The organism is Candidatus Nitrotoga sp. M5 (genome assembly GCF_927904885.1).
GTDB lineage: Bacteria > Pseudomonadota > Gammaproteobacteria > Burkholderiales > Gallionellaceae > Nitrotoga.
Genome location: NZ_CAKMNW010000004.1, coordinates 45,542 through 71,723, shown reverse-complemented (window position 1 = coordinate 71,723; position 26,182 = coordinate 45,542). Strand labels below are relative to the sequence as shown.

Below are 26,182 nucleotides of genomic sequence, written 5' to 3'. Positions count from 1 at the left end.
GTCCATACCTTAAATTCGGTTTATCTGCGTTTCAATAACGTCCCTGTGTTTTGTTGATGTAATTGGAAAGCTGCTGGGTTTCCTGGTTCATTCGCATTAAGTTGGAGTGGGTAACCCTGAACAGTGCGCGCATCACTTTATAGGCTAGGCGAGGGTGGGCGTCCACCACTGCGTCAAAGTCCTCCGGGGTGAGCGTGTAGACCGTGGCATCGCCTACAGCACGCAGAGTTGCCTTGCGCGGCGTCTGGTCGACAAATGCGCGGGTACCGGCGCACTCGCCGGCAGTCATTGTGTAAATCGTATTCTGCTTGCCACTAATGTCGGTGTTGAAAACGGCAAGCTTGCCGGAGGCGAGAATAAAAAGTGACTGGACGGATTCGCCCTCGCTGACGAGTAATTCGCCATCCTTTAACTGGCGTACACCCATTTTCTCCGCCAGAATCTTGGCTTCGTCTTCTGTTATTTCCGAACATAGCGCTGATTTGCCGATTAGCTTGTAGTCTGCCTCATTGCTCATTTCAAAGTGCTCCTTTTCTTCTATGCCGTCGAGTCAGTAATGTTGCACGTTTTTATTATAGCTTAAGGGCATCCTCATGGCGTGGTTACAGAAAAATGTCACTTTGCATGTTCGACATTCAATACCGAGCCAACACCAGGCTTCTTGCCATTAAAACGTAACAGGGTCAGGACTTGCAATATAGCAATAAAGATCTCAATACTAGCGCACAAGTTGTTCGCGTTGATTCAGGTGAATAAAAGCTCTGATGAGTCTGCGCGCGACTTCAGCGATTACACCGTTTCAGTTAAATTGACAGATATTCCTTCGGGCGTCACATTGCAGAGGAAAGTCGGCTAATTGCGACTGCCGTGGAATTGTGCACGGTAATGATCACGGACAATGCCGGAATCACAACGTCAACCAACCCAATACCCGGGACGTCGGTTTTGATGAGCAATTGCGACCACTCTGACGGATGCGCTTTGAATTCGAAAAAACAATGTGTTTAAGAAACGTTGGGACCTGTAAACATCCAGCCATGTAAGGTGGGCACGATTTTGTGACCACGCGGATTCGACATTTTGGAGTAGACAGTTATGGGCACGTTATCGCTGTGAATTGCTGCAGTTTCTCAAGCTATTTCTTTACGGTGATCGCTTACCAGAGGCAGTCGATTCTATGTGACAAAGCGATTCGTAACGCACAGCGCGCCTCAATCGAAACGGTGCGTGTGGCGCGTCCTTTCGTCATTGATGCATGGGTATTGTTGCCTGACCATTTACTTTGCGTGTGGAAATTACCTGACGGTGATTCCGTTTTTTCTACCCGTTGGATGATGATCAAGCGAGCAGTTTCTTTGGCCTGCAGAGAAGACTATCGTCGTGCCGATTGGCTGACTGCATCAAAACTCAAACATCGCGAATCGACTATCTGGCAACGGTGATTCTGGGAACACCAAATTCGTGATGAAAATGATTTTGCCCGCCATGTCGATTAAACTCATTTTAACCCGGTTAAACACGGGCATGGTTAACGTGCGGTCGATTGACCTCATTCGACATTTCACCGCTATGTGCGTGATGGGGTATATGCGCATGACTGGACTGTTGCGATGGAAAGTGCGGTGCTGGGGTATGATTGACGCTGACCGCTTGCCGAATCTATTGCCACTTCTCCCAGACTTGCTATTATGGTATGAATTATTCCTACCATTAGCTTAAAGGTACGCCAATGACCACTGCCAAGAAAATCAGTATAGCCTTGCCGCCAGAAATGGTTTATATCGTCCGTAGCGCGGTTGCTACTGGCGAATATGCATCAAGCAGCGAAGTCATTCGTGATGCGTTACGCGACTGGACATACAAGCGCAGTTTGAGCCAGCAAGGCGTTGCCGAATTGCGTCGAGTCTGGCAGGAAGCGCTGAACGATAAGACATCCGGTATTTCATCTGACGACGTACTTGACCGTCTTGAGCGCAAGTTCCAAGCTATCGCCGACGCTACGGACACAAAAAAGTGATGCAACTGGAGCTTTCACGCTTCATTGAAGGCGACTTGGATGATATCGCTGACTATATCGCCCAAGATAATCCAAGCTGTGCCGTAACATTCATCCAGGACATTCGCATAAAGTTTCGCGACATCCAGCGCACCCCACTGATCTACCAACTTCGTTCCGATATTGGCGAGGAAGCGCGCATGGCAGCTGTCGGGAATTATGCGTTTTTCTTCCGTATAATGGGCAAGGTCGTGAGGATTGAGCGCGTAGTCTACGGTGGTCGTGACTTACTATCTCTTGCAGAAAGATAAATCACAATTGATATTTCAACGTAGACCGAAGGAAGCTTTTTCCATGCTCACACTTTAACCGGGCGCAAATTTGGTCAATGTTGTTTCTCGAATAATGCATTTTATTTCATTCCGCATTGTCTGGTGGTTCAGATAGTCGATGGGAATGGGATAGTTAGAATTATTGTGTACAAGTCGCAGAGATGGATAGGAAGAAACACCGAGCTGCCGGGATTGGCGAATCTCATGTTGCAGACAATTATCTATTTCCGTACTACTCAAATCTCTGGCAAATACTGCCACATCCAGCCCTATCACTTGCGCACATCCTTGCAGTGTGTCCGGTAAGGATGGATTCAATGCGTTTTGATAATAGGCTCTTTGAATAGCTCGCACCATTTCTGGTTCGGATGCCGCATGTTGCTTTCTGGCTGCCAGAACGGCACGGCAAGCCTGATAGGTTGAACGGAAGGGCGTATTGCGTGACCAGAAATCATAATTAAACGATACCCCAGGCACAGTCTGCTCAATCTGCTGCCAGACCTGCTGAATTGTATGTTGCATACTTAGTGACATGGGTTCTGTCGTATCGGGCGCGAGTCCACCCGCTAAATAATTAATCGCAATATTCTCAGGTAATTCGGCTTGCAGTGCAGCCCAGCTCTGACTAAACGCATAGCACCAGCTGCACATCGGGTCGTGAATATAAAAAAGGCGGGTTATGGGTGAAGTGGTGCTACCTGATTGGGTGATTTTTTCCATTGTTTGATTAGAAGCCTTACGGTTTGATGTGCGCATATCAAAGTTGAGTTTATCCGGTCAAACAGGGTTAGCGCCCGCACTTAGGAGCGATTGATTGATGGGTCTCGGTCCCTGCTTAGCATCGAACTGATTTCTGCCTGTATCTTTAAAGTTAACGCCAATTTTTCCAGTAGCGCATCATCAGAAATCCTTCTGCCAAATCGCCCAGATGGGCAAAATGCGTCACGCTGCCATGCAAATACGCCACGATTGCCTGAACAATCCGCAGAGTCCCTTCTTCTGCGGAACTTCGTGAATTGTCAACTGATCTTAACTTGAAATTTTCTGCCACGCCACGAGATTGTATATTCAGGCAGCATCCGCATTTTCTCTTAATAAATATTGCGCTTAACCGTATCCAAAAAAAGATGTACACAACAATAAGTAAGTGCGAAAAAATGCCGATCCGGCTATTCTTGTTCGCCGTCTGCGATCGCTTCGAAATCGAAAAACCGAGTGCCGAGTATAGTTCTGGTCGAGTATTTTTTGCGTGTAGCACGCCTGTGAAGCCTTTGTTGCCCGTTGAACCTACGATTCAATTTCAAAATGGAGACAGTTATTAATGAACAAATCTGCGGCCGATTCAATTAGCTCAACCGGCGACGCCCTCGCTATCTTCAAAGAACTGCGCCGCTACCTCAATACTCAGATTCTCGGCCAGCCTGGCTTGGTCGAAAGCTTGTTGGTCGCCTTGTTGGCAGAAGGCCATTTGCTTATCGAAGGTCCGCCCGGTCTGGCCAAAACACGCGCCATCAAAGCGCTGGCACATGGTCTGGAGTGCGACTTTCAGCGTGTTCAGTTTACCCCCGATATGCTGCCGGCTGATCTCACCGGATCGGACATATACCGACCGGAGGAGGGCGGTTTCCGTTTTCAGCGTGGTCCGCTGTTTCACAATTTGATACTGGCCGACGAGATCAACCGTGCGCCTGCCAAGGTGCAATCCGCGCTGCTGGAAGCGATGGCCGAACGCCAAATCAGCGTGGGTATGACCACCTATGCATTGCCGCGCCTCTTTCTGGTGATGGCGACTCAGAACCCAATCGAGCACGAAGGCACTTATCCGCTACCCGAAGCCCAGCTTGACCGCTTCATGCTGCACACGCTCATCGACTATCCGGACCGTGCAACCACTCGCCTGATTATGGACCTGGCGCGACGCGAAGCGCTGGATGGGCACGAGTTGACACCGCTGGCTCAGCCTATGTCTCAGGAATTAGTATTTGCCGCGCGCGCTGAAGCGTTGAACCTTACCCTCGTTCCTTCCGTCGCCGATTATATTGCTGCGCTGGTCGATGCAACCCGGCGGCCTGAACCCTACAGCAGCAAACTGAAAGAGTGGTTGCGCTGGGGCGCCAGCCCGCGCGCGGCCATCGCCATCGAGCGTGGCGCGCGCGCACTGGCCTGGCTGGACGGGCGCGACTACGTCAGTCCTGAGGATGTTCAGGCCATTGCGCCGGATGCGTTGCGCCACCGCCTTCTGCTCGACTATACCGCACAGGCGCGTGGCATTGTCGCGCAGGATTGTGTGAACGAATTGCTGCAGAAGGTACCTGCACCATGATTCTCCCCGATCTTGCAGAGCTTTCCGCCTTGCGTGGCGCAGCTCGCGGATTAAGTTTGCGGGCGCACCGTCCGGCAATGGCGCAGCTACAGGGGGGGCATCGCAGCGCCCAGCGGGGGCGTGGGCTGGAATTCGAAGAAGTGCGCCTCTACGCTCCTGGCGATGATGCGCGCAATATCGACTGGCGCGTCACGGCAAGGCGCGGGCGGACGCATACCAAACTGTATCGGGAAGAACGCGAGCGCCCCGTCTGGCTGGTTGCAGATCTGCATCCGGGTCTTTATTTCGGAAGCCGCCGCCAGTTTAAATCGGCCGTGCTGTTGCGCACCGCAGCCATGCTTGCCTGGGCGGCGGCACTTGGTGGTGATCGTGTTGGCGCGGTGATTACCGCCGGCAATGACGAACCTCTGATTTTTCCACCGCGTGCCCGTGAGGCGGGTGTGTTGCCCATCCTGCAAGCGCTGGTGGAATCGCAGCCGCGCGCCTTCGGCTTGCCGGTAAACGGTGGCTTACAAAATGCTATTGCGACACTGCGCCCGTTGCTGCAACCGGGCAGCATGATTCTGCTGCTGAGCGATTTTGCCGGGCTGGATTCCGCTACCGAAGATATCCTGGCCAGTTCGACTTTGCATAGCGAGTGTCGCTTATTGTGGATCACCGATCCGCTCGAAAGCGGTGGTCTGCCGCCCGGTACTTACCGTGTCGGCTTGCCTGGCCGTCTGTGGTGGATGAATGGCGAAGATACACACGTCCAATGGCGAAACACTTGGCGCGCACGCGAACAGAACATGAACGATTTGGCCATGCGTCTTAATCTGCCGCTTAGCCGCGTGAATACGAACGATTCCGTAATCGAAAGCATGGTGGCGTTGTTGAAAGAACCGGCATGGGCAACATGACACCGGACTGGATCAGCCAGCTTGCACCAGCCCATGCACCGCCGCCGCCCGGCTGGTGGCCGCCCGCGCCGGGCTGGTGGGGGCTGCTGATTCTGCTGGCCATGATGGTTGCAGGATACATTTATTGGCATCGCCGTCCGGCTGTTCGCCTGCGCCGCATCGCCTTGCGCGAACTGAAAAATCTGCAAGCTACCGTTATGGACGACATCATTTTGGCACGGGAGCTTGAGCTTCTGCTGCGCCGTTACGCCGTGGCGCGTTTTGGACGCGACACGGTGGCAAATTTGAGCGGTGAGCGCTGGATCGCTTTCGTCGTCAAACACGGCGGTGTCGCATGGTCCGGAAAGAGCGGAGCCAGCTTGCTGCGTGCAGCCTACGGCGGCGCAGTGAATGCAGACCGCAACAGCTGGCTGAAAGGTGCGCATGATTTTATCAGGGGGCGCTCATGATTAATATTGCCTGGCCCTTGATGATTTTATTTCTCCCACTGCCCTGGTTACTTCGCCGCTGGCTGCCCCCGGCAACTGTGCAAGGCAGTGCATTGTTCCTGCCTTTCGCAGCATTGGTACCGATAGATAAAACACCTGCTCTGCAGGTAAATTCACGCAAACGCAGTCTGTTGTTTGCACTGGCATGGTTGTTTTTAGTCGCTGCCGCCATGCGCCCGCAGTGGCTGGATGATCCGCTGCCGGTTCCCACCACCGGGCGACTGATTTTGCTGGCAGTCGACGTATCCGGCTCGATGGCGACGCCGGATATGGCCGGCAATTATTCCCGCCTCAATGTTGTTCAAAAAGTGGCGGGCGATTTTATAAAAAACCGCCATGGCGACCAAGTCGGCCTCATCCTGTTCGGCACGCAGCCTTATCTGCAGGCACCGCTGACAGCCGATCTAGATACGGTTAGCCAGTTTTTGCGCGAGTCGGTAGTCGGCGAGGCAGGGACCCAGACAGCGATAGGTGATGCCATCGGGCTCGCGCTCAAGCGTCAGCAAAGCAATCAAGCAGACTCGGGAAAACCGGGGGAAATGGTGTTGATCCTGCTCACTGACGGCGGCAATAATGCCGGGCTGATGGGTCCACTGGCGGCTGCCAAAATTGCTGTAAGCGCCGGCCTGCGTATCTATACCATTGGCGTGGGCGCCGAGGTCGAGCAAAGCATTTTCGGCACACATGGCAACACCGACCTCGACGAAGACACCCTGAAGTCCATCGCGCGCATCACCAACGGTGAATATTTCCGTGCCACTGACGCAGAAGCACTGAAACAGGTTTACGCACGCATCGACAAACTCGAACCGAGCGCCGGCCGCGAACAATGGTACCGACAACACAGCGAATGGTTTATCTGGCCGCTCGCGCTGGCACTGTTGCTCAGCATACCTGCCGTAATGATCAGGGAACGGGTATGAACATCAGCACCTACATACATGCTTTCCATTTCTTGCGCCCACTCTGGCTGATCGCTTTGCCACTGTTGTGGATGCTGGTGTTTTGGTTGGCGCGGCGGCACAAAGGTGACGGCGACTGGTCCGGCGTCATCGACGCCGATCTGCTGCCAGAGCTGAGCATGGACGCTGCCAGTGCTAGCAGCATGCGCCCTTGGCCTTTGCTGGCGCTGCTGTGGAGCCTTGCCGTGCTGGCTCTGGCCGGCCCCAGCTGGGAGCGTAACCAGACTGCAGCCTTTCGTGCTCCGGCCGACTTGGTTTTTGTGCTCGATCTCTCACCCACTATGACGGTGGCAGATGTTGCGCCGGATCGTGTCACGCGCGCACGGTACGCGCTGGACGATCTGTTGGGCGCGGCCCGTGACTCCCGTGTAGGGCTGGTTGTATTCAGCGATGAGCCCTACACCGTGACGCCACTGACGCAGGACGTTGCCACTATACAGACGCTGCTGCCTCCGCTCGTACCCGGTATCATGCCCAGTACAGGCGATCATCTCGCACCCGCACTCAATCAGGCAGAAAAACTGCTGCAAGCGGGGGGTATGAAAAATCAGCGAATCGTGTTGCTGACTGACGGCTTTGATGACCCTGCCGCCGCGCTTTCGGCTGCCGCAGCGCTCAAGGCGCGTGGTGTGACGTTGAGTGTGGTGGGTATAGGCACGCCGGGCGGCGCGCCGTTACAAAACGCGGAAGGGCATTTCGCGAAAGACGCACATGGCAGGTCTCAACTGGCCCGGCTCGATATAGATCAACTTCAGCAGTTAGCCAAAGTCGGGGGAGGCAGCTACGTCGATCTTGCACAATTGACTAACCTGGTCACTGACTTGCAAGTGATGCAGCATTCGACCGGCAGTGCAATTGCGGCACAAGGTATTGAGGTTTCGCATTGGCGCGACGATGGTGTGTGGCTGTTGCCCATACTGTTGCTGCTGACAAGCCTGCTGGCGCGGAGGAGCTGGCTATGATGCGCATCGTGCTCGCACTTAGCCTGCTTGCATTTATGCTGTCTGCACAGGCCAGCGATTTCTGGTCTAAGTTGTGGTTTAACGCCGACCAGCGGGGCGAAGCGTTGTTAAAGCAAGGTGACGCAAGCAACGCGGCCAAGGAGTATGCCGACCCGCGGCGCAAAGCTTACGCCAAACTGAAAGCGGGGGACTATCAAGGTGCCATACATGATCTGGAAAATCTGCACGATAGCGAAGCAGATTACAACCGTGGTAATGCACTCGCTCATGTGGGTGATCTGCATCGTGCACTTGAAGCATATGATGCCGCATTGAAGAGTGATCCGGATAATCAAGATGCACGTCATAACCGCGAACTGGTGGCCAAGGCTCTGGAACAGCAGCCGCCGCAACAACAGAATGCTGACGGCAAAAAATCAGAAGATGGCAAAAAGGAAGGCAAGCAAGACAAGCAGGGTGACCAGAATAGCCAGGAGGGAAAGTCAAGCCAGTCGGATAATAAGCCGAGTATGGGTAAGGATTCTTCCGCACAGAACAAGCCAGAACAGTCGGACAAAGAAGGCGGAAAATCTCAGGACGACAATAATCAGAACGACCAGGCCCTGAATGGAAAGCCCCAGGAGAGTAAGCAGACAAGCGGCCAGCAGGCGCAATCGACTGAAAAAAGCGCTGCACAATCTGGACAGGCTGCTGGTCAGCAAATTCGTGCAAAAGATGATGCCGAACAAGCTCGGCGCGATGCTGAAGCGAGCTTCGTCAAGCCCACAGCTGATGGGAAAAACGGCACGGGAATGGGCGATGAAGCAAACACTACCACAGCAAAGCCAGCCACTGCTCGAAAGACCGAACAGCAGATTGTACAGGAGCAATGGTTGCGTAGTATCCCGGACGACCCGGGCGGCTTGCTGCAGCGCAAATTTATGATTAAACACCTGATGAGACAACGGGAAGCACAACAATGAAAACTGGGTATCGCATTTCTGCCGCCCTGATTGCCTGCTGTATCAGCCTGTCCGCATGGGCGGCAGTGACGGCGTCGGTGGAAAGGAGCCACGTTGCATCCGGTGAAACGGTACAGTTACTTCTTCAACATGAAGGCAGCACCGGTAGCCAGCCCGATCTCGGTCCACTCAAGCGCGATTTCGACATCCTCCGCAGTAGTAGCGGCTCCAAAGTCCAAATCATAAACGGGCATTTATCTTCCCTGTCCCAAGTCAATGTCCTGCTCGCGCCCAAGCACGATGGCAAGATACAGATACCGCCGCTGGAATGGGGCGGTCAGCAATCTGCGGCGCTCGAACTGACGGTGGGCGGAAGCGGGGGTGCAACCGGAGAAGGTGCTGAAGCGACAAGCGATACATCGCAGCAGGTGTTCCTCACTTCAACGCTGGACCAGAAACAACCCTATGTTCAGGCAGCTGTCGTGCTGACGGTTCGGCTCTACACGGACCAGGCCCTCTATCAGGCCAGCCTGGATTTACCGGCCAGCAGCAATGTGCTCGTCAAGCAACTTGGCAAGGACAGGCAGATGGATGAAGTGCGCAATGGCCGTAGTTACCATGTTGTTGAACGCAAATACCTGTTGTTTCCTCAGCGTAGCGGCAAACTCAGTCTGAACGGGCCGGTGCTCAACGCCCAAGTGCAGGACACAGGCAGGAACAACCGGATGTTTGGAAATCTGTTCAGTCAAATGCCTTTTGGCGGCATTATGAATTCGACACGTCCCCTGCGTCTGCATGCCAAGCCCGTTGAATTGAATGTTCTGCCACGCCCAGACAGCGCGGACAGCGCAAACTGGCTGCCCGCACAAAAAGTGACACTCGAAGAAACCTGGCGCCCGGATGTGACGCAGATCCATGTGGGTGAACCGATCACACGTCATCTGCGTCTCGAAGCATTGGGGCTGACCGGTGAGCAATTGCCGGAGCTCAATACCATCATGTCCGTGCCCGACGGCATCAAGGTCTATCCGGACAGATCCACTGTAGCAGACAGCCTCCAAGGCGAAACGGTACTTGGTAGTCGCGACCAGGATATCGCGCTGATAGCCATGCGTCCGGGCCACTATGAGCTGCCAGCCATACGGATTGGCTGGTGGGATACGCAGCACAACACCCGGCACGAAGCCATGTTGCCAGCACGCTCATTTGATGTTCTTCCTGCCCTCGCCGGTTCAAGCAGTGCGGTAATTCCACCGCCGGCAAAACAGGAAAATTTGATTCAGAATGACTCTGCTTCTCAGGCTAGTTCCATTGAACAGTCAATCGGGATTGCCAATACCCAGACATGGAGGTGGATTAGCCTGGCGCTGGGCCTGCTCTGGGTGGGCACAACTGCGGCCTGGTGGCGTGAACGCCAGCGCGTCCATCATGCACAGCCAGCAAATCTCATTGGTAAAAAAATGCCGGACAATGCTCAGACCAGCAGCATTCAAGCTGCCAGTGCCTTCAAAGCTTTTAAACGTGCGTGCAGCGACAACGACCCGCATGCCGCGCGCCAGCAACTACTTGCGTGGGCCAGCGCGGTATGGCCTGAAGATATACCATACGGACTTAATGCGTTATCCCGTCGTCTGGATGACACCAAACTCATACAGGCGCTCCGGCAACTGGATCGCGCCTGCTATACAGGCAGTAAATGGCATGGTGAAGACCTTGCACTTTCACTACCCGTACCTCTTGCACAAACGACTTCTCCGGAGAAAAAAAACACACTACCGGAGCTGTACCCTTAAATGTAGTAGTACAGACTTGAGCTGACATGCATTGTTAGATAGCAATGCAAATCTCATCTGCTATAAATTTGCTTTTGTAAATTTCGAGTGGGTTATGCAGCATGTGCATAGAACTTCTTGAAATCCAGCTTGCCAGCGATGTGGAATACCAACGTCCGCATGGTGTTGATGTTGAAACTGCCGCAGGCTTTCCGTTTCGCGGTCTGGAGTAATCCATTGAGCGTATCAATGAAGCCATTGGTTTGTCTGGTCTGAATTCAGGCAGCGATGCTATCGAAGTGACTGCGGATCATTTTGGCGACCTCTTTCATGGGGTCGGCTGTGGTGCAGCATGACATTCCTGCACCACAACTTCAGCATGTCAACATCGACATTTATCTGCTTGCGTTCGAGGATGTGCCTAGGCATGTACTCCGGTATAGAATTCAGTATCTACGGTAAAAATAATGGGTCAAGTTACTTGATTAATAATAAACTTATTGATTTATTCTTCATTAGCACACATGGTCGGACGAATGGTCAAGTCTTGGAATCACAGTTATAGCCTGATGTTACATTTGAAATATTTTAGCGAGGTTGAGCTGAATAATGCGCAGTGGGTTGGGCTTCATTTATACAGCTAAATCTGGCGGGCTCGAAATGCATAATATGTCAGGTAAAAAAATCTGACTATAGGCCGTTACAAGGACGGGAGAAAGGAGACTGAAATGTGACAGCACGCATGGAAGTCCGTAGAATCCCGCCGCGTTATTTCCACATTTATAAGCAAGACAACTATTACACTAGGGAAGAGGTAAAGCGATGAAAAGAATTTTAACCACAGGTTTTGTATCAATCCTGCTGTTAAGCGGCACATCATTTGCCGATGAAGTTATCAATGACGACCTCATCATCGATGGCTTACTCTGTGTCGGAACCTCCTGCGCAGACGGAGAGGAATTTGAATTAGACACCATTCGCATCAAGGCCAGCGACCCGCTGATCAAACTCGAGGACACCAGCACTTCCGCAGATTTTCCTAGCAATGATTGGTCAATAGGCATTGCAAATACAGGTGCTAACGGTGCTCCGCAGTTTGTTATAAAGGATGTGAGCGGCGGCGAGAATGTACTGATATTGGAGTCTGGTCCCGGGTCGTCAGTTGTACTCGGTGCTGGCTCCAGTGTAGAGCCGGGTGCTGTTTCCGTTGGCACTACCGGCAGTGAACGTCGGATCTCCTATGTAGATGATGGCGTTGACGCCACCGATGCCGCCACCAAGGGTCAATTGGATGACTATATTGCCGTCGTCAATACGAACTTTGGCGCACAGTTGGTTCAGGATCGCGCTGAACTCGATGGCGAAATTGATACTCTCCAGATGGAAATGAACGATCTACTTGACCGCCTCACGGCACTCGAAAGCGCACTGGGGGATTAATAATGACCATAATGGATTTATGTCCTTCAAAGCGCGCAGTTGCGCTGGCTTTGCCGCTGCTTGGCTGCCTACTTGTTCCCATGCACAGTGTTGCAGACCAGTTGATTGCGGACGATTTGGTGCTTACAGGAAAGCTTTGTACCGGATTCGATTGCCTCATCGGAGGCGCCGAAAACTTCGGTGATTCAAGCGTCAAATTGAAAGAGAACAATACTCAAATCCGGCTCTACAATACCGCATCCCAAGATGTGCTTGCCAAAGCTTGGGTACTCTCAGCCAATGACTCATCCAATGGTGGCCCCTCCCGCTTTTCCTTCATGGCGATGTCTTTCGACAAAGACACAATCAAGCGCAGCGATGGTCAACACCGTGCCTACGACTGCGAAGAGGGGGACGTCGTTCAACCTTTTCCGAATGCCCCTGAGCTGCTTAACACACTGATCCCTTACGGTGAGCCGCTCATTGTTCCCTCTGGCAACATTTGCAGTACCCTTCCCTGGTTCACTGAGGACACCGTTCTAAGGCTCTCTGCAACAGCCGAAGATAGTGTCACTATCGGAAGCGGCAGTATGCCTGTACCTGGCAGTGTATCAGTCGGTACTCTCGACTCATTGCGCAAACTTAAGCACGTCGCACAGCCCACAGGGCCAACTGATGTACTTACCGTCGGCGCTATTGAAGATCACTCGGTCCTCCAAGGGCGGAAAGATCAGCTGAACCAGCTCAAGTCCCAGATAGCGCTAGTAAAAACTCGGCTGACCCAATTGGAAAATGGCGACAGGGACGGTGACGGCATTTTGAACAAAGACGATCCATTTCCGAAGTCTCGCACTAATTTTGAATCTGGCAGCACAGTTCTGACGCTGACGCCACTATCTCCCAGTTCGACTTGTACCATCGCAGCGTCGACTGCAACAGCTGTTACCTCGGAAAACCGACCTGTTGGTGTTGTTTCTCTAAAGGAAGTCGATTTCACCTTGACTAACTGTAGCCCGAGTGAATCGCTGGAAGTTACAGTCGATTTCGGACAGGAATTTCCCCCCGGAGCAGTGGCCTATAAAGTAGTTTCCGGCATCTGGACTCCCATTGCGGGGGCACGCATTGAGGGCTCAAAAGTATCCTACACCCTTGTCAACAACGGCGAACTCGACACAGATCCGTCCGACAGTGTGATAAGTGATCCGGTAGCGGTCGTCTCCCCCTTGATTCCAATCCCGGTATTGCCTCGCTGGTTACTGCTAGTGCTCGCGATAAGTCTGGCGTTAATGGCAAGCCGACGATTTATTCGCCACTGATTGACGAGAGCGTAGCCTGATGGGTTGAGCTAAAGAAGCAATGTAAAAGTTGTCGAACGTACACGGCCTCGGTTTCAACTCCATCGGCGATAACGATGCAATAGCCATCATCCACAACTTTAATTCAAGTTTAAACTAACACGCCCATTTTACTGTTGCATTGTGAATGGTGTATTCGCACTCACTGGTGTTGGCACCATAGACAACATTGTCGAAGCTGCTGTTAAAAATTGCGTGTGGAAATTAATGCGGCAATCGGGCTGGAAAATATCGACGGAATATGCCAGTTTTGACTCATTATGTGCCGTTCCAATATATCTGTACTTTGATGTTGCCATTACTTTAGGTCACCTGTAAAAATCAAATCTTCGTCACAATACCGCGTTACTCGAAAAAATTACCACTTTCATATCAAACTGATACTGCGTTCAATTTTTGCTCGCGTCTTAGCTTGCCTAGCCTTTGGGTATGCAGGCAAGCTGTGAAGCAGCTGCTCGCAAAGTTGAATTTTTAGAGGCGCCCTTTATTTAGATCGGGTGGTTCAGACGTTCCATATATTCGGGTTACCACGTCTAGTTCGTCCGCATTAAACTCCTGAGCGGATTCGATCTGGTGTTCCAGTACACGTAAATTAGCCTCTGAAGCATCTTTTCCCTGTGCAGCACGGCGGCTGATACGTTCGCGTAGCGTGTCGAAGTCCACCTCTATATCCAGAATTTGAAAAGACACACCGAGTCGTTGTGCAATGTTTCTGAATAAGTCTCGTTGCCAGTATTCGAGGAAAGCTGCATCGATGATTACAGAATAGCCAGCGCACAGCAATATCTCTGTTAGACGCGCCAGGTGAGAATAGGTACGGTGGCTAGCTTCTTTTGAGTACAGTGCCTCTCCAATTTCACTGTGACTGCGAGATAGAGCGCCTAAACCGGCCAGACGCTTGCGTTCAATATCTGAACGTAAGCGGATCATTTCTTTGTTTTGTAGCAGTGACTGAGTAAGCGTGGTTTTTCCTGAACCAGAGAGGCCGTGCGTAATCCAGAGTTGAACCGGTATATTTTGAGACAGATTTTCGGCTAGTTGCAAAAAGGTATTTACATCACTGTTGCTTGTATCGACATCACCGTCATCCGATTGTTTGGCACGTAAAGCAGCGACTTTTGCGCGAACTAATGCGCGGTATACGGCGTAATAACGTAACAGTGCGATGCCGTCATAATCACCACTGATTTCCAACCAGGCATTGAGAAAACGCATGGCCAAATCACGGTGCTGGCGATGTAGCAAGTCCATGAAACAAAATGCAACTTCCGAGATGACATCTATCCAGCGCAAGGATGAATTAAATTCAATGCAATCGAAAATTAGTAACTTGCCGTCCATCCATGCCAAATTGCCCAAATGCAGATCGCCATGACACTCACGAACCCAGCCATCACGCTTGCGTTCGCACATCATTGTTTTGAGTCGGTTGTGTTCGGTTACACTCCAGCGTTGTAATTCCGCTAGACGATTTTTTTCTGTTGAGCTCTCTAATAGACTGGTTAGCGGGTGAAAATTTTCCAAGACTGACTGTGCTATCGCGTCTGGCTCACCCCACGAACTACTTTCGGTGGTATGGGAACATTCAGTAAGGTGGAAATGCGCCAAACGCGCGGCAAGCTGGTCTATCTGCTCAGTGGTCAATTCGCCGCGTAAATCAATAGAGTCAAGGGTGGAATCGATAGGAAACTGGCGCATTTTTACGGCATACTCGATGATATCGCCTTGTCCGCCGATACGCGGCGCATCTGCGTTACCGGTGATGGTAACCACGCCAATATAAATCTCTGTCGCCAGCCGACGGTTCAAACGTACTTCATCGGCACATGCTTGCTGTCGCTGTTCTAGCGTACTGAAATTCAAAAAACCAAGATTCAACGGTTTTTTTAGCTTGTATGCATACTCTCCGGTGAGTAACACCCAAGAAATATGCGTTTCGATCAATTGTACCTTTCCTACTGCGTGGTCATAGCAGGTTGGGCTGAGCAGCGCACTAATGAGTGCTGGTAATTTCTCCGATTTACTCATCGTTAGTACAGCAGGGAGGCTGGTTTATCATTCAGTCTGGGTTTTATTCTGCAATGGTCAGTGTAATTACCTGGCAGGCTTTAATAAATTGTAGCAAAAATTCAGGGTGCTTCTAAAAATCTAATCTTAGTCTCAATACTGCATTACTCGAAAAAAGTTATGACTTACATAGCATATATTGCTGTGTTCCTTTTTTTACTTGCCCCGTGTCTTGCATAGCAACGGGGAAAGCAGGCAAGCTGCAAAGAGGCTGCTCGCATAATGGAAAGTTTAGAGGCTTCCTGATTAGATTGTTGGACAACTCTGCTGTAATGTTTGTTGTAGGGTAGGTAGTCAAATAAATCAAGCCAAATATTAACAAAAGTGCTTGACATTATGTTAGTTGCCCACAGGGCAGATAAGTATTTGCTAACTAGATGTTTGTTATCAATGTATTTGATTGATAAATTTAACTGATTGTTTTTATTGAATATAAGTTTTGCCTGTGAAATAGGCAGTTGGATAAAACTGTATGTAATATTAGCAGTTAGCCTAGTTTTATTGAAGTTACTCACAATGTTGTCCACAGTTTATGTGGACAATAAAAAATTCTAAATTAAGCCCATTAAATTAGTTTTATATTATAAGTATTTGATGAAAGATTGCTTGCAAAAAGCAATTGTGCCAATTGCACAGAAGTGACATTGGCAATACTAGTTGTAGCCGATTTCCGCTAAGTCCATCAGGTTGCTAATACCGAAATGCCACCCTTACACTTTGCGCTAGCTGAGTGGAAGTTGAGTTATAAGTGACTCAGAATACCCCCAAGTAATCCTCGGGCATAGTCTCACGCTGAAACTACGCCAGAGGACACCTTTATGCTACAGGACGTGATAATTGCAGTCACCTCACAACGCAAAATTTTTGTGAACAAGGCGAAGTCCATATGCAAAGTTTCCCTCTTGATCTCGGATAAAAATTGAAGCGCTGATTCCGTCATCCTGCAGTGACATATAGCGACCAATCAGATTTAAAATCTTCAGTGTAAAGTAAATCGCTGGTTAGTGAGTGGTTGCGCTGTCGGTCTTTGAATTGAAATAAAATCATGCCCATTCACCGTGTGGCAAGCGTTGCATGCATTGGACATTTCATCAAACGATTTTATGAATGCAGGTTGATCTTTAGCCTTGATAGCTTGCTCAAGTTTTTTAACGGGTTCGGAAGTGATTCTTACAATCATTTCCGCAGTGGGTTTACCATCAAAGTTTGGTTGGTATTTTTTAATATCCTCAAATGCCTCTGAGATCTCTTCAAGCTTATATTCCGCCAATTTCCAATTAGATGCTAGACCTGAGTACCAGAGCTTTGCATGACGAAGTTGTATTCCTATCATTATATCGCCAAGGCTTGGGGTATATGCTTGATTAGTTTCGAGTAACGCTTTTTCTTTACCTGTGATGTCATCATGTGCAGCCTGTGCCAAGTTTGTGTGTAGCAGTAAAAATACTGATAAAACTTTTAAAAAAATATTCATTCCGTACTCCATCACGATTGATAAATAATTTGTGTGACTCATGCAGAGGTATGAGTCACCGCAAATATGATAATTCAAAGTAGCAATATTATGCCACCTCGAATGCTCAGGATATTGGCTGATCATCAGCTGTTTTGCGCTGAAAACTGTCGAGATCAAGCCTCAGCTTGCTACTTTGCACAACGCTATTTCTGGACGCGCCGTGCATGCACTGGATTTAATTGTAAAGTTTTGCGCCATTTTCGCTGACTGCTTGATACTTACGTTTAATGGGCCTAGACCGAAAACCACTCTAATGTTCATTAAAATATATTTATAAAAACAAATTATTACGATTGTTTGTTAAAGTGATAATGTATATTTCAGGCAATAACTAGCTGCTGAGCGTGTGGTACACTGAGTCTAGTCAGCTATTAGCATCAATACCTAATAAACTTTGGCCTCGTGAAGTAACGGATTTAAATTCATCGCTATAGCGCAACAAGCCGTTCCTGTCCTTCGGCAGGTTGATGACCGTTGCTTGTCCATCGCTGGCTGCGCGATATAAATTCAATTAATTCAAGGAGAAAATATGTTTAACTTTAGGCATAAAATTCAATTCCCATCTATAAAAGCCCATGATTTGCGACAAGATGAGACGTTTTTTTATTTGATTGAGAAAGAGAATAAAAGAAAAATACGATTTCACGACTATGGCGATATTTATAAAGTTCCGGGGTTGTATGAGCAGTTGTTTTACGACAGATTAAAATGTCTTTCTCCCGCAAAAGTAGCAGATGTCCTCAGTTCTGCAATCGCACAGTCTCAGGAAAGCTTTTCTGAGCTTCGTGTGTTGGATCTCGGTGCCGGCAATGGAATTATGGCAGAGGAGTTAAAGAAATATGGCGTTTCGCGCATTGTCGGAGTCGATATTATTCCTGAAGCTTTTTCCGCAACTGAAAGAGATCGGCCGAGTGTTTATGACGCTTACTATGTTGAAGATTTTTGTAATTTAAATGACGAGAAACGATCTGAAATTGAATCGTGGTCATTAAATTGTTTGGTAACCGTTGCTGCTCTTGGTTTTGGCGATATTCCGCCAGAAGCTTTTATCAAGGCTTTCAACATCATTGACGGGAAGGGTTGGGTGGCCTTCAATATAAAAGAGACCTTTCTGGATAAGAAAGATACCTCTGGATTTCCGAGCATGATGCGTGAATTAATTTTTTCTGAGTATCTGGAACTTTATCACATGACGCGTTACCGGCATCGTCTTTCAATAGAAGGCGAACCGCTATACTACTATGCTATAGCAGGCAGAAAAAATGCAGATATACCACAGGATTTCTTAAGCCAATTTGGCTTTGAAGCTTGATCCTCAGTCAATTTCAGGCGGTTATTGTTAAGCTAGTTTAAAATGAATGTTTTTTGTTCATAATGCTATTTTGTGCTCTGAATTACCTTGCTTTTGTTCATATTTAACCAACGCTTTTTACACGCTTTCTTAGAGCTATTAGAGATATCCATGTGATTAGAAGCGATGACAATTTCATGCGCGTTGCACTGGCGCTGGCAAGGCAAGCCGAGTTAGCTGGAGAGGTTCCCGTTGGTGCCATTGTGGTGAAGGATGGCGTTATCATAGGGCGCGGTAGCAATGCGCCGATCAATCGCCACGATCCTTCCGCGCATGCCGAGTTACTGGCTCTGCGTGAAGCGGCTCAATATCTTGGTAATTATCGACTGATTGGTTGTGAACTATTTGTTACACTCGAACCCTGCGTGATGTGTGTAGGCGCAATGTTCCATGCACGCATTGCACGTGTAGTGTTTGGAGCCAGTGATTTAAAGACTGGTGCGTGCGGCAGTGTACTTAATCTGTTTGCCGAGCAGCGCCTAAACCATCACGCTGAAATAGTTGCAGGGGTACTTGCTAATGAATGTGGTCAAGTGTTGAGTGCCTTTTTTGCTACGCGACGCGCGCAAAAAAAAATAATTAACTCTGCGTAGTAACAATCTTTATAAAGAAGCAGGAATTTGTCGAGAAAATTTAATGCCTTCTTCCTTCTTTCCTCTTCCACTCAGTTATTTGCTTTCCATTAACGGAAGGCAAATTCATTTACAGTCGTGTAAGGTCATATTATAAAAATCAATATTCAAATCGCTACCCAAGTACTTGAGTTATTCGACGATGCAGGTATGCTGTTGCATCGGTATCCGGTTTCCACAGCTGCAAATGGAGTGGGTGAGAAATCTGGCAGTTATTGCACACCGCGTGGCAAGCACATCATTCGTGCCAAAATCGGTGTAAACCAGCCGCTCAACACAGTATTTGTTGGACGTCGTCCCACTGGTGAAATTTATACGCCAGAGCTGGCAGCGCAGCATCCGGGGCGTGACTGGATTCTAACGCGCATATTGTGGTTGTCTGGAAGTGAGATCGGTTTCAACCGCTTAGGAACCTGCGACACCATGCGTCGCTATATATATATTCATGGTACGCCGGACAGTACGAAACTCAGCCTGCCTGGCTCGAAGGGCTGTGTGCGCATGCGCAACACCGACCTTGTCGAGCTGTTCGACATTGTTCCGGCGGGTACTGAAGTTATCATGGAGTAACCTGCAATGTCTATCTTGTTATTTGATGACGAGGGACTGTTATATGGACGCCTCTAAAAATTCAATTTTTTGAGCAGCTGCTTCGCAGCTTGTCTGCTTACACCACTGCCAGACAAGACAAGGCGCGACTAAAAAATTGAACGCAGCATATCTATTATATGTAAGTGATAATTTTTTAGAGCAATGAAGTATTGTGACGATGATTGGATTGTTAGAGGTGCCAATAAATAATTTGTTTAGCGTACAGCTGCTTTCTTGGAGTAACGGTCAACCTTTATTGCGCTTGGTCCGCGAAGCAGTGTTCATGGTTGAGCAGGGCGTTTCAGCCGAGATGGAATGGGACGGGCTGGATGAGGCATGTCAACATGCACTGGCACTAAGTGCGACGGGTGATGCAATTGGTTGCGGGCGTATTTCCCCTGAGGGCCATATTGGACGCATTGCTGTGTTGCCAGCATGGCGAGGCAAAAGGGTCGGCAGCTCATTACTGGAGTCGCTGCTTGGTTATGCGCGCAGTCAACATTACGCTCAGGTGGATCTAAGCGCTCAGATACAGGCTGTGCCATTTTACTGGCATTTTAATTTTAGTGAGGTTGGTGAGATTTTCATGGACGCAAATATGCCGCACATCAAGATGCAGCTAAGCTTGGAACATTGCTAAAATCGCCTGTATATCCACAAATCCGCACGCGTGTATTATTGGATTATGTAGCAATGGCTGACAACCCCTTCAGGACACCACTAAGAAACCCTATGAAACTAGCTTTGAGAGCAGCCGCTTTCCTGCTAACGCCATATTTGTCAGAATATGGCGTTCCATAATATGGTTATATATCAGTAGCCTATAAGGAATTATGGTTTTGAATCGTATTTTGCTTAGCAGCCTGATTTATTAGAGGTGCCCTACATATTATTTAATATATAAAATAGTTTTGTCCGATTCTATCTTCAAATAGGTGGCAGGCTGTTAGTAGATCGGATACGGCAATCTCATAAATCGTAGTGCTGCTCCTTGCAAAGATTTCCAGTGCACAGTTTGGTCTTTGTGGCTGCTAATTTGCACCACCGCAAGCATGTCGTAACCGCCGTCCGGAGCAGGTGAGACGTTGACTATCATGCCACTGGCCTGTCCTTCCATGTCCGCGCTGTAGAGTTCGTCACCAGGTTGTGGTGGGGTATCGCTTTCAATATGCGCTAGATACATGCGTCGTTTGAGCTTACCGAGATATTGCATGCGCGCCACAATTTCTTGACCGGGATAACAGCCCTTTTTGAAGTTCACTGCACCAATCAATTCCATGTTGGTCATTTGTGGAACGAATTGCTCTTGGGTAGCTGGCAGGATTATTGGAATGCCATCATGGATCGCGAGAAAGTCCCAGCATGGTGATCCAACAGGGCGTCCAGTGCCAATGAGTTTTTTCCATAGCTCGGGTGCGTGTTTGAGAGTTGTGTTGATTTGAAAGCGTTGTTCACCGAGACGAATGACACCAGTATCATTGTGTTCTGATACGCGATTGCCTACTTCTTCTGCTCCCCAAGGTTCTACCGGAACTGAGCCTAGGTATTCCCGCAGTTGATCCTCAGAATTCTCTCCTGCCCAGCCAAAGCTTAGCTGTGTATCACTTACATCCTCAATTTTTACTTTGGCGCGGAGGATGTATTTGGATAGACGTTGCTGAATGTCGGCACATAAGCTAATCGGTAATTGCAGGAAAAAAGCTTTGTCTACGTCGTCAAGCACGCCTTTTCGCCAGATAAGGAGGCTTGCAAGCATTCTTCCTTTGGGATTGTTCAGACTACTGAATTGAGCATGCCACGGAGAGACTTCACGAACATCGCTGCTAAGCAGGTTCTGTAAAAAAGTTTCAGCATCTTCACCAGTAACCTTGAGTACACCAAAATGGCTTAGATAGCATACTACTAAGCCATTTTGTGCGGCAGCGAGTTCGCCTTGACCGGTACCAAAGTATTGCACTATGCCATCTTTTATTTCAGCGCCTTGTTCCTGTAGAAAATCTTGCCAAGTCGAATTCATCTTACAGCCCATTCATAAGTATAAAAAGTGGTTGTAACTTTACCACGAATAGCGGTATTTCGGATAAACTCTCGCGCCATGAAATATGTATATTACTTACCGCTGCTCCTAATACTAACGGCTTGTGACGGTGGTTTGTGGAACAATCCTTACCCAGTAAGTGATTCAGGCAAATCGATTTATTATTCTGCTTTTACCGAACGGCCTAAGCATCTCGATCCGGCATCTGCATATAGCGAGAATGAATATATATTCCTTGCGCAGATATATCAGCCGCCGCTGCAATATCACTTTTTGAAGCGTCCTTACACATTAGTGCCACAGGCTGCCAGTAAAATGCCGACAGTGAGTTATTTGGATAAAAATAACAATCTATTACCGGAAGATGCGCCTGCTGATGAAGTCGCGTTCAGTGTTTACGAAATTCATTTGCGTACCGGTTTAAATTATCAACCACATCCGGCTTTTGCACGCGATGCTAAAGGTGAGTTGGAATATCATGCGCTTGCAAGCGATGATTTACACGATATTCATGCACTGAGTGATTTCCCGCACAGCGGCACGCGGGAAGTGAGAGCAATGGATTATGTTTATCAGATCAAACGGCTAGCTCACCCGAGCATTCATTCGCCAATTTTAGGACTTATGGTGGATTACATCGTTGGTCTAAAAGAGTATGTCGAGACTTTGCAAAATGCTAAAAATAATAGTCCCAATACTTTTCTGGATCTACACGACTATCCACTGAAAGGTGTACAGACAGTGGATGACCGCACTTACCGTATCAAGATTTACGGTAAGTACCCACAGTTTGCATATTGGTTGGCGATGACGTTTTTTTCACCCATGCCAGTAGAGGCTGAGCGTTTCTATGCGCAGGAGGGAATGTCAGAGCGCAACCTGGTTCTGGATTGGTGGCCTGTGGGGAGTGGCCCGTATTATCTGTCTGAAAATAATCCCAATCAGCGTATGGTGCTGACACGTAATCCACATTTTTCCGGCGAAGTTTATCCGACGGAAGGTGAGGCTGGGGATGAAGAAGCTGGGTTGCTGGCTGACGCTGGCAAACCTCTCCCGTTAATCGATAAAGTAGTGTTTAGTCTGGAGAAAGAGACCATTCCCTACTGGAACAAATTTCTGCAAGGGTATTATGATGCTGCGGGCATTAGTTCTGATAGTTTTGATCAAGCAGTACAGGTGGATGTTGGCGGCGAGACTAACGTTACAGATGAGATGAAAGCACAAGGCATTAAGCTTTCCACATCAGTAGCCACCTCAACTATGTATATGGGTTTCAACTGGCTTGATCCAGTTGTGGGAGGAGCGAGTGAACGTGCGACTAAGCTGCGTCGTGCTATTTCCATTGCAGTGGATTTCGAGGAATTCATTTCCATTTTCGCTAACGGCCGCGGTATTAGCGCACAATCACCTATTCCACCGGGTATTTTCGGCTACCGCGAGGGTGAGTCAGGCATCAATCATTATGTATATGACTGGGTTAACGGTGCACCTCAACGCAAATCAATTGATGAGGCAAAGAAGCTGTTGGCCGAAGCTGGCTACCCTGATGGCTTGGATGAAAAAACAAAACAGCCGCTGATTATCTATATTGATACTACCGCTACTGGCGTTGGCAGTAAATCGCGTTTGGATTGGTTACGTAAGCAATTTGATAAACTCAATCTGCAACTGGTGGCACGTAGCACTGACTACAATCGCTTCCAGGATAAGTTACGTAAAGGATATGCACAGCTTTTTTATTTCGGATGGAACGCTGATTATCCTGACCCGGAGAATTTTTTGTTTTTGCTGCACGGTGCGCAAGGCAAGGTCTTAAAGGGTGGCGAAAATGCGTCGAATTACAATAGCCCAGAATATGACCGTCTGTTTGAGCAGATGAAGAACATGGAAAATGGCCCAGTACGCCAAGAAATAATTGATAAAATGCTGGAAATTTTACGCCGCGATTCGCCATGGATATGGGGGCAACATCCAAAAGACTATGTGCTGCGGAATGCTTGGTTGAAGAATAGCAAACCCAATAAAATGGCAAACAACAATATTAAATATTTGCGCATAGATGCAGCACAACGTGATGAATTGCGTAGCCAATGGAATCAGCCGAAGCTGTGGCCATTGTGGTTGATTGGTATAGCGCTTGCCTTACTGGGCTGGTGGCTGTGGCGGGCATTATTACAGCGAGAAGAGGCGCGATGATGTCTTTGGGTATCTTCCATTGCTTGTAACGACGGCTGGCGGTAGAGAGCGGCTTGAGTAGTGGTGTTAATATTACGATGCATACTAGGGGTGCTTTATACTTAGATTAAGTGTTAAAGTATGAGGTCGTTTTATAAGCATGTTTGATAAAATTGTAAGCTTTTTAATATAACAGGCGGGAGTGCGACAACATTTTTTGTCGCGATTTTTAAAGAAAGGGAAGTTTTGAACACTTTTATAAAAACAGTATCTGGAACCGCGTTGATAGCAATTTTGGCTGCCGTGCCGGTGATTAGTCACGCTTATCCTGCCAATCCAGAGGAATGCAAGGCGGCAGAAGGCAGATGGATAGACTTTGAAACCACACCTGCTGATGGGTGGTGTCGCGACGCTAAAGCGACGCCTCAAGGCCCAATCATAGTCTGTGCATTGGTTAAGGGGATTGAACGGGAAATAGATTCAGAAATGGTATGCCTCCCGCGTGAAGCAGCAAGATTAAAGCTGTTGATGGAGCATGACGTTTCAGTCAGTACTAATGAAAGTAAAGAAAAAAAAGTGGACGCTAAGCCGAAAAGTAATGGCTAAATTTCACAACGCTATTTCCAATATCTAAGCGAATCTTTAGTATTAAACGTGCTCATCTAATAAAACAGTAAATCATTGGCCAATAATAATTTTGCTGGCCCATTCATGAGATTAACATGTGTTCGAAATGAGCCAGCATAGGCTTTTGCTCAATGATCAGTGATGAATGTTTTGTTTTGTCCTAAGGGTTGAATGAGCAGGGATCTCATTAACATTCAAGTTGTCGAATGAAGATATTATGGAACAGGTAGCCACGTGAATTGATCTAGCCCCCTAGGAACAAATGTTCCAGTAAATATTGTAAATGTTGAATAAGACACTGAATCAGCACCGTAAACTGATAGTAATCAGCAAGCCAGTTTATCAGAACGGAAATACTTAATATTTCGGTGTCTTGTTACTTGGAAGAAGATCAATTAATCGTCTCGGTTCGATTGTTGATGGAGGGAGTAATTTATCTTGCTGTGCTGAGACGTCTACGATCTGCGCAAGGTTGTGCGCTAACGGTTGCTTTTGTGTGCCCGCATTGAGGAATCGCCACCAAGTTTGGTGCGCCAGAAAAATTCAAATTACTATTAATAGCTGATGTCTAAACCGTGAAAAAGATTTTTCAGGGATGGCTGTGTAAATTTAAATTTGCAGCTCATTTGCTCGGACAAATATATAGATACATCATGTATCGCCTCTTCTCTACTAATCCATTTTGGTATGCAAGCGTTTCCTAAAGTTTCCCCTAAATGATCGCTTACCTTATCCGCCGTCTTCTGTATGCTATCCCGATATTAATCGGTGTGAATTTACTCACTTTTTCTCTTTTTTTCGTGGTGAATACGGCAGACGATATGGCGCGGATGCAATTGGGCATGAAGCGCGTTACACCTGAAGCAATTGAAAAGTGGAAACAGCAACATGGTTATGATAAACCGTTGCTATTTAATGCTTCTGCTGAGGGTGCGAGCAAAATTAGCGATACGATTTTTTTTCAAAAATCGGCCAAGATGTTTGTATTTGATTTCGGTTCATCCAATGATGGCCGTAATATTGCGCGTGAAATTCAAACTCGAATGATGCCAAGTCTGGCCATTGCGCTGCCGACTTTTCTTATTGGTTTGCTCATCTATATTACTTTCGCGCTGCTGATGACATTTTTCAGAGCGACTGCGCTGGATATGCTGGGCGTTTCGTTGTGTGTAGTGTTGATGTCCATTTCCGGCCTGTTTTATATCATTGGCGGGCAATTCGTGGCGAGCAAATTGTGGCATTGGGTGCCGATTTCTGGTTATGCGGGTGGATTTGACAGTATCAAGTTTGTGTTGTTGCCTGTGTTGATTGGCGTAATGGGTAGTGTCGGTGCCAGCAGCCGTTGGTATCGAACAATTTTTTTAGAAGAGATCGGTAAGGACTATGTGCGAACCGCTCGCGCTAAAGGCTTGTCAGAATTGCGCGTGTTATTTCACCATGTGTTGAAGAATGCGATGATTCCGATTTTAACCGCTGTGGTGGTAGTTATTCCGCTGCTGTTCATGGGCAGCTTGCTGACCGAATCTTTCTTCAGTATCCCCGGCTTGGGTAGTTACACAATAGACGCAATCAAAGCGCAGGACTTCGGTGTAGTACGCGCCATGGTATTTCTTGGTTCGATGTTGTATATCGCTGGTTTAGTGTTGACAGATATCTCATATACCATCGTTGACCCACGAGTGAGGTTGAAATGAGAGCTTGTAGAAGACTTTGTTCTGCTTGCAATGAGTCATTCT

The 26,182-nt window shown here is 48.4% G+C and carries 25 protein-coding genes and 1 pseudogene; 19 read left to right on the top strand and 7 right to left on the bottom strand.

Translation table 11 applies throughout. The annotated features are described in order from the left end of the window. Positions 1–31: 31 nt before the first annotated feature. The gene (locus MJ770_RS01425; protein ID WP_239249691.1) at positions 32–517 is read right to left on the bottom strand and encodes a Crp/Fnr family transcriptional regulator; all 486 of its coding nucleotides are present in this window, start codon (positions 515–517) and stop codon (positions 32–34) included. A gap of 541 nt (positions 518–1,058) precedes the next feature. Here MJ770_RS01425 and MJ770_RS01420 point away from each other — a divergent pair. The 3 genes from MJ770_RS01420 (at position 1,059) to MJ770_RS01410 (ending at position 2,307) form a co-directional block, all read left to right on the top strand. Next, positions 1,059–1,442 (top strand): REP-associated tyrosine transposase, encoded by a 384-nt coding sequence (locus MJ770_RS01420; protein WP_239249689.1) that lies wholly within the window; start codon positions 1,059–1,061, stop codon positions 1,440–1,442. A 287-nt stretch (positions 1,443–1,729) separates the two neighbouring features. Further along, positions 1,730–2,017: a ribbon-helix-helix domain-containing protein gene (locus MJ770_RS01415; protein WP_239249687.1), complete on the top strand. Its 288-nt coding sequence runs from the start codon at positions 1,730–1,732 to the stop codon at positions 2,015–2,017. After that, positions 2,017–2,307 (top strand): type II toxin-antitoxin system RelE/ParE family toxin, encoded by a 291-nt coding sequence (locus MJ770_RS01410; RefSeq protein ID WP_239249685.1) that lies wholly within the window; start codon positions 2,017–2,019, stop codon positions 2,305–2,307. Before MJ770_RS01415 ends, MJ770_RS01410 begins: the two co-directional genes overlap by 1 nt. A 54-nt stretch (positions 2,308–2,361) precedes the next feature. Here the strand turns inward: MJ770_RS01410 and MJ770_RS01405 are convergent, their stop codons facing one another. Beyond that, positions 2,362–3,048: a DsbA family protein gene (locus MJ770_RS01405; RefSeq protein WP_239249683.1), complete on the bottom strand. Its 687-nt coding sequence runs from the start codon at positions 3,046–3,048 to the stop codon at positions 2,362–2,364. A 601-nt stretch (positions 3,049–3,649) separates the two neighbouring features. On the opposite strand from MJ770_RS01405, the gene MJ770_RS01400 reads away from it, so the two are divergent. From MJ770_RS01400 to MJ770_RS01370, 7 genes are read left to right on the top strand one after another with little or no spacing between them, the layout of a single operon-like run. Next, complete coding sequence (locus tag MJ770_RS01400; RefSeq protein WP_239249681.1) at positions 3,650–4,651, top strand: AAA family ATPase; 1,002 nt, start codon at positions 3,650–3,652, stop codon at positions 4,649–4,651. Further along, positions 4,648–5,550: a DUF58 domain-containing protein gene (locus MJ770_RS01395; RefSeq protein WP_239249679.1), complete on the top strand. Its 903-nt coding sequence runs from the start codon at positions 4,648–4,650 to the stop codon at positions 5,548–5,550. Before MJ770_RS01400 ends, MJ770_RS01395 begins: the two co-directional genes overlap by 4 nt. Beyond that, positions 5,538–5,999, top strand: a complete 462-nt coding sequence (locus MJ770_RS01390; protein WP_320412206.1) for a DUF4381 domain-containing protein — start codon at positions 5,538–5,540, stop codon at positions 5,997–5,999. Before MJ770_RS01395 ends, MJ770_RS01390 begins: the two co-directional genes overlap by 13 nt. A 20-nt stretch (positions 6,000–6,019) precedes the next feature. After that, entirely contained in the window at positions 6,020–6,961 is a 942-nt protein-coding gene (locus tag MJ770_RS01385) for a VWA domain-containing protein (protein ID WP_239249677.1), read from the top strand. Beyond that, positions 6,958–7,962, top strand: a complete 1,005-nt coding sequence (locus MJ770_RS01380; RefSeq protein ID WP_239249675.1) for a vWA domain-containing protein — start codon at positions 6,958–6,960, stop codon at positions 7,960–7,962. Before MJ770_RS01385 ends, MJ770_RS01380 begins: the two co-directional genes overlap by 4 nt. After that, positions 7,959–8,924 (top strand): tetratricopeptide repeat protein, encoded by a 966-nt coding sequence (locus MJ770_RS01375; RefSeq protein ID WP_239249673.1) that lies wholly within the window; start codon positions 7,959–7,961, stop codon positions 8,922–8,924. The genes MJ770_RS01380 and MJ770_RS01375 overlap by 4 nt, the downstream gene beginning before the upstream one ends. Then, positions 8,921–10,696 (top strand): BatD family protein, encoded by a 1,776-nt coding sequence (locus tag MJ770_RS01370; RefSeq protein WP_239249671.1) that lies wholly within the window; start codon positions 8,921–8,923, stop codon positions 10,694–10,696. The genes MJ770_RS01375 and MJ770_RS01370 overlap by 4 nt, the downstream gene beginning before the upstream one ends. Positions 10,697–10,788: 92 nt before the next feature. On the opposite strand, the pseudogene MJ770_RS01365 reads toward MJ770_RS01370, so the two are convergent. Further along, positions 10,789–11,098, bottom strand: a pseudogene (locus MJ770_RS01365) (transposase); the annotation flags it as partial. A gap of 399 nt (positions 11,099–11,497) precedes the next feature. Here MJ770_RS01365 and MJ770_RS01360 point away from each other — a divergent pair. Then, on the top strand, positions 11,498–12,115 hold the full coding sequence (locus MJ770_RS01360) for a hypothetical protein (RefSeq protein ID WP_239249669.1): 618 nt from the start codon (positions 11,498–11,500) through the stop codon (positions 12,113–12,115). Between the two features lie 2 nt (positions 12,116–12,117). Continuing rightward, positions 12,118–13,410: a choice-of-anchor U domain-containing protein gene (locus tag MJ770_RS01355; RefSeq protein ID WP_239249667.1), complete on the top strand. Its 1,293-nt coding sequence runs from the start codon at positions 12,118–12,120 to the stop codon at positions 13,408–13,410. Between the two features lie 510 nt (positions 13,411–13,920). Here the strand turns inward: MJ770_RS01355 and MJ770_RS01350 are convergent. From MJ770_RS01350 to MJ770_RS01340, 3 genes are all read right to left on the bottom strand, one after another. Beyond that, the gene (locus MJ770_RS01350) at positions 13,921–15,477 is read right to left on the bottom strand and encodes a bifunctional aminoglycoside phosphotransferase/ATP-binding protein (protein WP_239249665.1); all 1,557 of its coding nucleotides are present in this window, start codon (positions 15,475–15,477) and stop codon (positions 13,921–13,923) included. A 164-nt stretch (positions 15,478–15,641) separates the two neighbouring features. Continuing rightward, the gene (locus MJ770_RS01345) at positions 15,642–16,031 is read right to left on the bottom strand and encodes a hypothetical protein (protein WP_239249663.1); all 390 of its coding nucleotides are present in this window, start codon (positions 16,029–16,031) and stop codon (positions 15,642–15,644) included. A gap of 464 nt (positions 16,032–16,495) precedes the next feature. After that, positions 16,496–16,990 carry a hypothetical protein gene (locus MJ770_RS01340; RefSeq protein WP_239249661.1) on the bottom strand — a complete coding sequence of 165 codons (495 nt, stop codon included), beginning with the start codon at positions 16,988–16,990 and terminating at the stop codon, positions 16,496–16,498. Between the two features lie 571 nt (positions 16,991–17,561). Between MJ770_RS01340 and MJ770_RS01335 the strand changes: the two genes are divergently transcribed. The 4 genes from MJ770_RS01335 (at position 17,562) to MJ770_RS01320 (ending at position 20,246) form a co-directional block, all read left to right on the top strand. Further along, positions 17,562–18,344 (top strand): class I SAM-dependent DNA methyltransferase, encoded by a 783-nt coding sequence (locus MJ770_RS01335; protein ID WP_239249659.1) that lies wholly within the window; start codon positions 17,562–17,564, stop codon positions 18,342–18,344. 146 nt (positions 18,345–18,490) lie between these two features. Further along, entirely contained in the window at positions 18,491–18,976 is a 486-nt protein-coding gene (gene tadA / locus MJ770_RS01330) for a tRNA adenosine(34) deaminase TadA (protein ID WP_445083111.1), read from the top strand. Between the two features lie 132 nt (positions 18,977–19,108). Then, a complete protein-coding gene (locus MJ770_RS01325) occupies positions 19,109–19,585 on the top strand; it encodes a L,D-transpeptidase (protein WP_239249769.1) in 477 nt (158 codons plus the stop codon). A gap of 199 nt (positions 19,586–19,784) precedes the next feature. Then, positions 19,785–20,246 carry a GNAT family N-acetyltransferase gene (locus tag MJ770_RS01320; RefSeq protein WP_239249655.1) on the top strand — a complete coding sequence of 154 codons (462 nt, stop codon included), beginning with the start codon at positions 19,785–19,787 and terminating at the stop codon, positions 20,244–20,246. Between the two features lie 306 nt (positions 20,247–20,552). Here the strand turns inward: MJ770_RS01320 and ygfZ are convergent, their stop codons facing one another. Continuing rightward, the gene (gene ygfZ / locus MJ770_RS01315; protein ID WP_239249653.1) at positions 20,553–21,623 is read right to left on the bottom strand and encodes a CAF17-like 4Fe-4S cluster assembly/insertion protein YgfZ; all 1,071 of its coding nucleotides are present in this window, start codon (positions 21,621–21,623) and stop codon (positions 20,553–20,555) included. A gap of 78 nt (positions 21,624–21,701) precedes the next feature. Here ygfZ and MJ770_RS01310 point away from each other — a divergent pair, with 78 nt between their 5' ends. The 3 genes from MJ770_RS01310 (at position 21,702) to MJ770_RS01300 (ending at position 26,140) form a co-directional block, all read left to right on the top strand. After that, complete coding sequence (locus tag MJ770_RS01310) at positions 21,702–23,840, top strand: ABC transporter substrate-binding protein (protein ID WP_239249651.1); 2,139 nt, start codon at positions 21,702–21,704, stop codon at positions 23,838–23,840. Positions 23,841–24,065: 225 nt separating this feature from the next. Further along, positions 24,066–24,425: a hypothetical protein gene (locus MJ770_RS01305; protein WP_239249649.1), complete on the top strand. Its 360-nt coding sequence runs from the start codon at positions 24,066–24,068 to the stop codon at positions 24,423–24,425. A gap of 737 nt (positions 24,426–25,162) precedes the next feature. Beyond that, positions 25,163–26,140: an ABC transporter permease gene (locus MJ770_RS01300; protein WP_239249647.1), complete on the top strand. Its 978-nt coding sequence runs from the start codon at positions 25,163–25,165 to the stop codon at positions 26,138–26,140. The last annotated feature ends 42 nt before the right edge of the window (positions 26,141–26,182 follow it).

Excerpts from the sequence above, each read along its gene's own strand:
- MJ770_RS01425 (WP_239249691.1), bottom strand. The coding sequence starts at position 517 with ATGAGCAATGAGGCAGACTACAAGCTAATCGGCAAATCAGCGCTATGT.
- MJ770_RS01415 (WP_239249687.1), top strand. The coding sequence starts at position 1,730 with ATGACCACTGCCAAGAAAATCAGTATAGCCTTGCCGCCAGAAATGGTT.
- MJ770_RS01410 (WP_239249685.1), top strand. The coding sequence starts at position 2,017 with ATGCAACTGGAGCTTTCACGCTTCATTGAAGGCGACTTGGATGATATC.
- MJ770_RS01405 (WP_239249683.1), bottom strand. The coding sequence starts at position 3,048 with ATGGAAAAAATCACCCAATCAGGTAGCACCACTTCACCCATAACCCGC.
- MJ770_RS01400 (WP_239249681.1), top strand. The coding sequence starts at position 3,650 with ATGAACAAATCTGCGGCCGATTCAATTAGCTCAACCGGCGACGCCCTC.
- MJ770_RS01395 (WP_239249679.1), top strand. The coding sequence starts at position 4,648 with ATGATTCTCCCCGATCTTGCAGAGCTTTCCGCCTTGCGTGGCGCAGCT.
- MJ770_RS01390 (WP_320412206.1), top strand. The coding sequence starts at position 5,538 with ATGGGCAACATGACACCGGACTGGATCAGCCAGCTTGCACCAGCCCAT.
- MJ770_RS01385 (WP_239249677.1), top strand. The coding sequence starts at position 6,020 with ATGATTTTATTTCTCCCACTGCCCTGGTTACTTCGCCGCTGGCTGCCC.
- MJ770_RS01380 (WP_239249675.1), top strand. The coding sequence starts at position 6,958 with ATGAACATCAGCACCTACATACATGCTTTCCATTTCTTGCGCCCACTC.
- MJ770_RS01375 (WP_239249673.1), top strand. The coding sequence starts at position 7,959 with ATGATGCGCATCGTGCTCGCACTTAGCCTGCTTGCATTTATGCTGTCT.
- MJ770_RS01370 (WP_239249671.1), top strand. The coding sequence starts at position 8,921 with ATGAAAACTGGGTATCGCATTTCTGCCGCCCTGATTGCCTGCTGTATC.
- MJ770_RS01360 (WP_239249669.1), top strand. The coding sequence starts at position 11,498 with ATGAAAAGAATTTTAACCACAGGTTTTGTATCAATCCTGCTGTTAAGC.
- MJ770_RS01355 (WP_239249667.1), top strand. The coding sequence starts at position 12,118 with ATGACCATAATGGATTTATGTCCTTCAAAGCGCGCAGTTGCGCTGGCT.
- MJ770_RS01350 (WP_239249665.1), bottom strand. The coding sequence starts at position 15,477 with ATGAGTAAATCGGAGAAATTACCAGCACTCATTAGTGCGCTGCTCAGC.
- MJ770_RS01340 (WP_239249661.1), bottom strand. The coding sequence starts at position 16,990 with ATGAATATTTTTTTAAAAGTTTTATCAGTATTTTTACTGCTACACACA.
- MJ770_RS01335 (WP_239249659.1), top strand. The coding sequence starts at position 17,562 with ATGTTTAACTTTAGGCATAAAATTCAATTCCCATCTATAAAAGCCCAT.
- MJ770_RS01320 (WP_239249655.1), top strand. The coding sequence starts at position 19,785 with ATGATTGGATTGTTAGAGGTGCCAATAAATAATTTGTTTAGCGTACAG.
- ygfZ (WP_239249653.1), bottom strand. The coding sequence starts at position 21,623 with ATGAATTCGACTTGGCAAGATTTTCTACAGGAACAAGGCGCTGAAATA.
- MJ770_RS01310 (WP_239249651.1), top strand. The coding sequence starts at position 21,702 with ATGAAATATGTATATTACTTACCGCTGCTCCTAATACTAACGGCTTGT.
- MJ770_RS01300 (WP_239249647.1), top strand. The coding sequence starts at position 25,163 with ATGATCGCTTACCTTATCCGCCGTCTTCTGTATGCTATCCCGATATTA.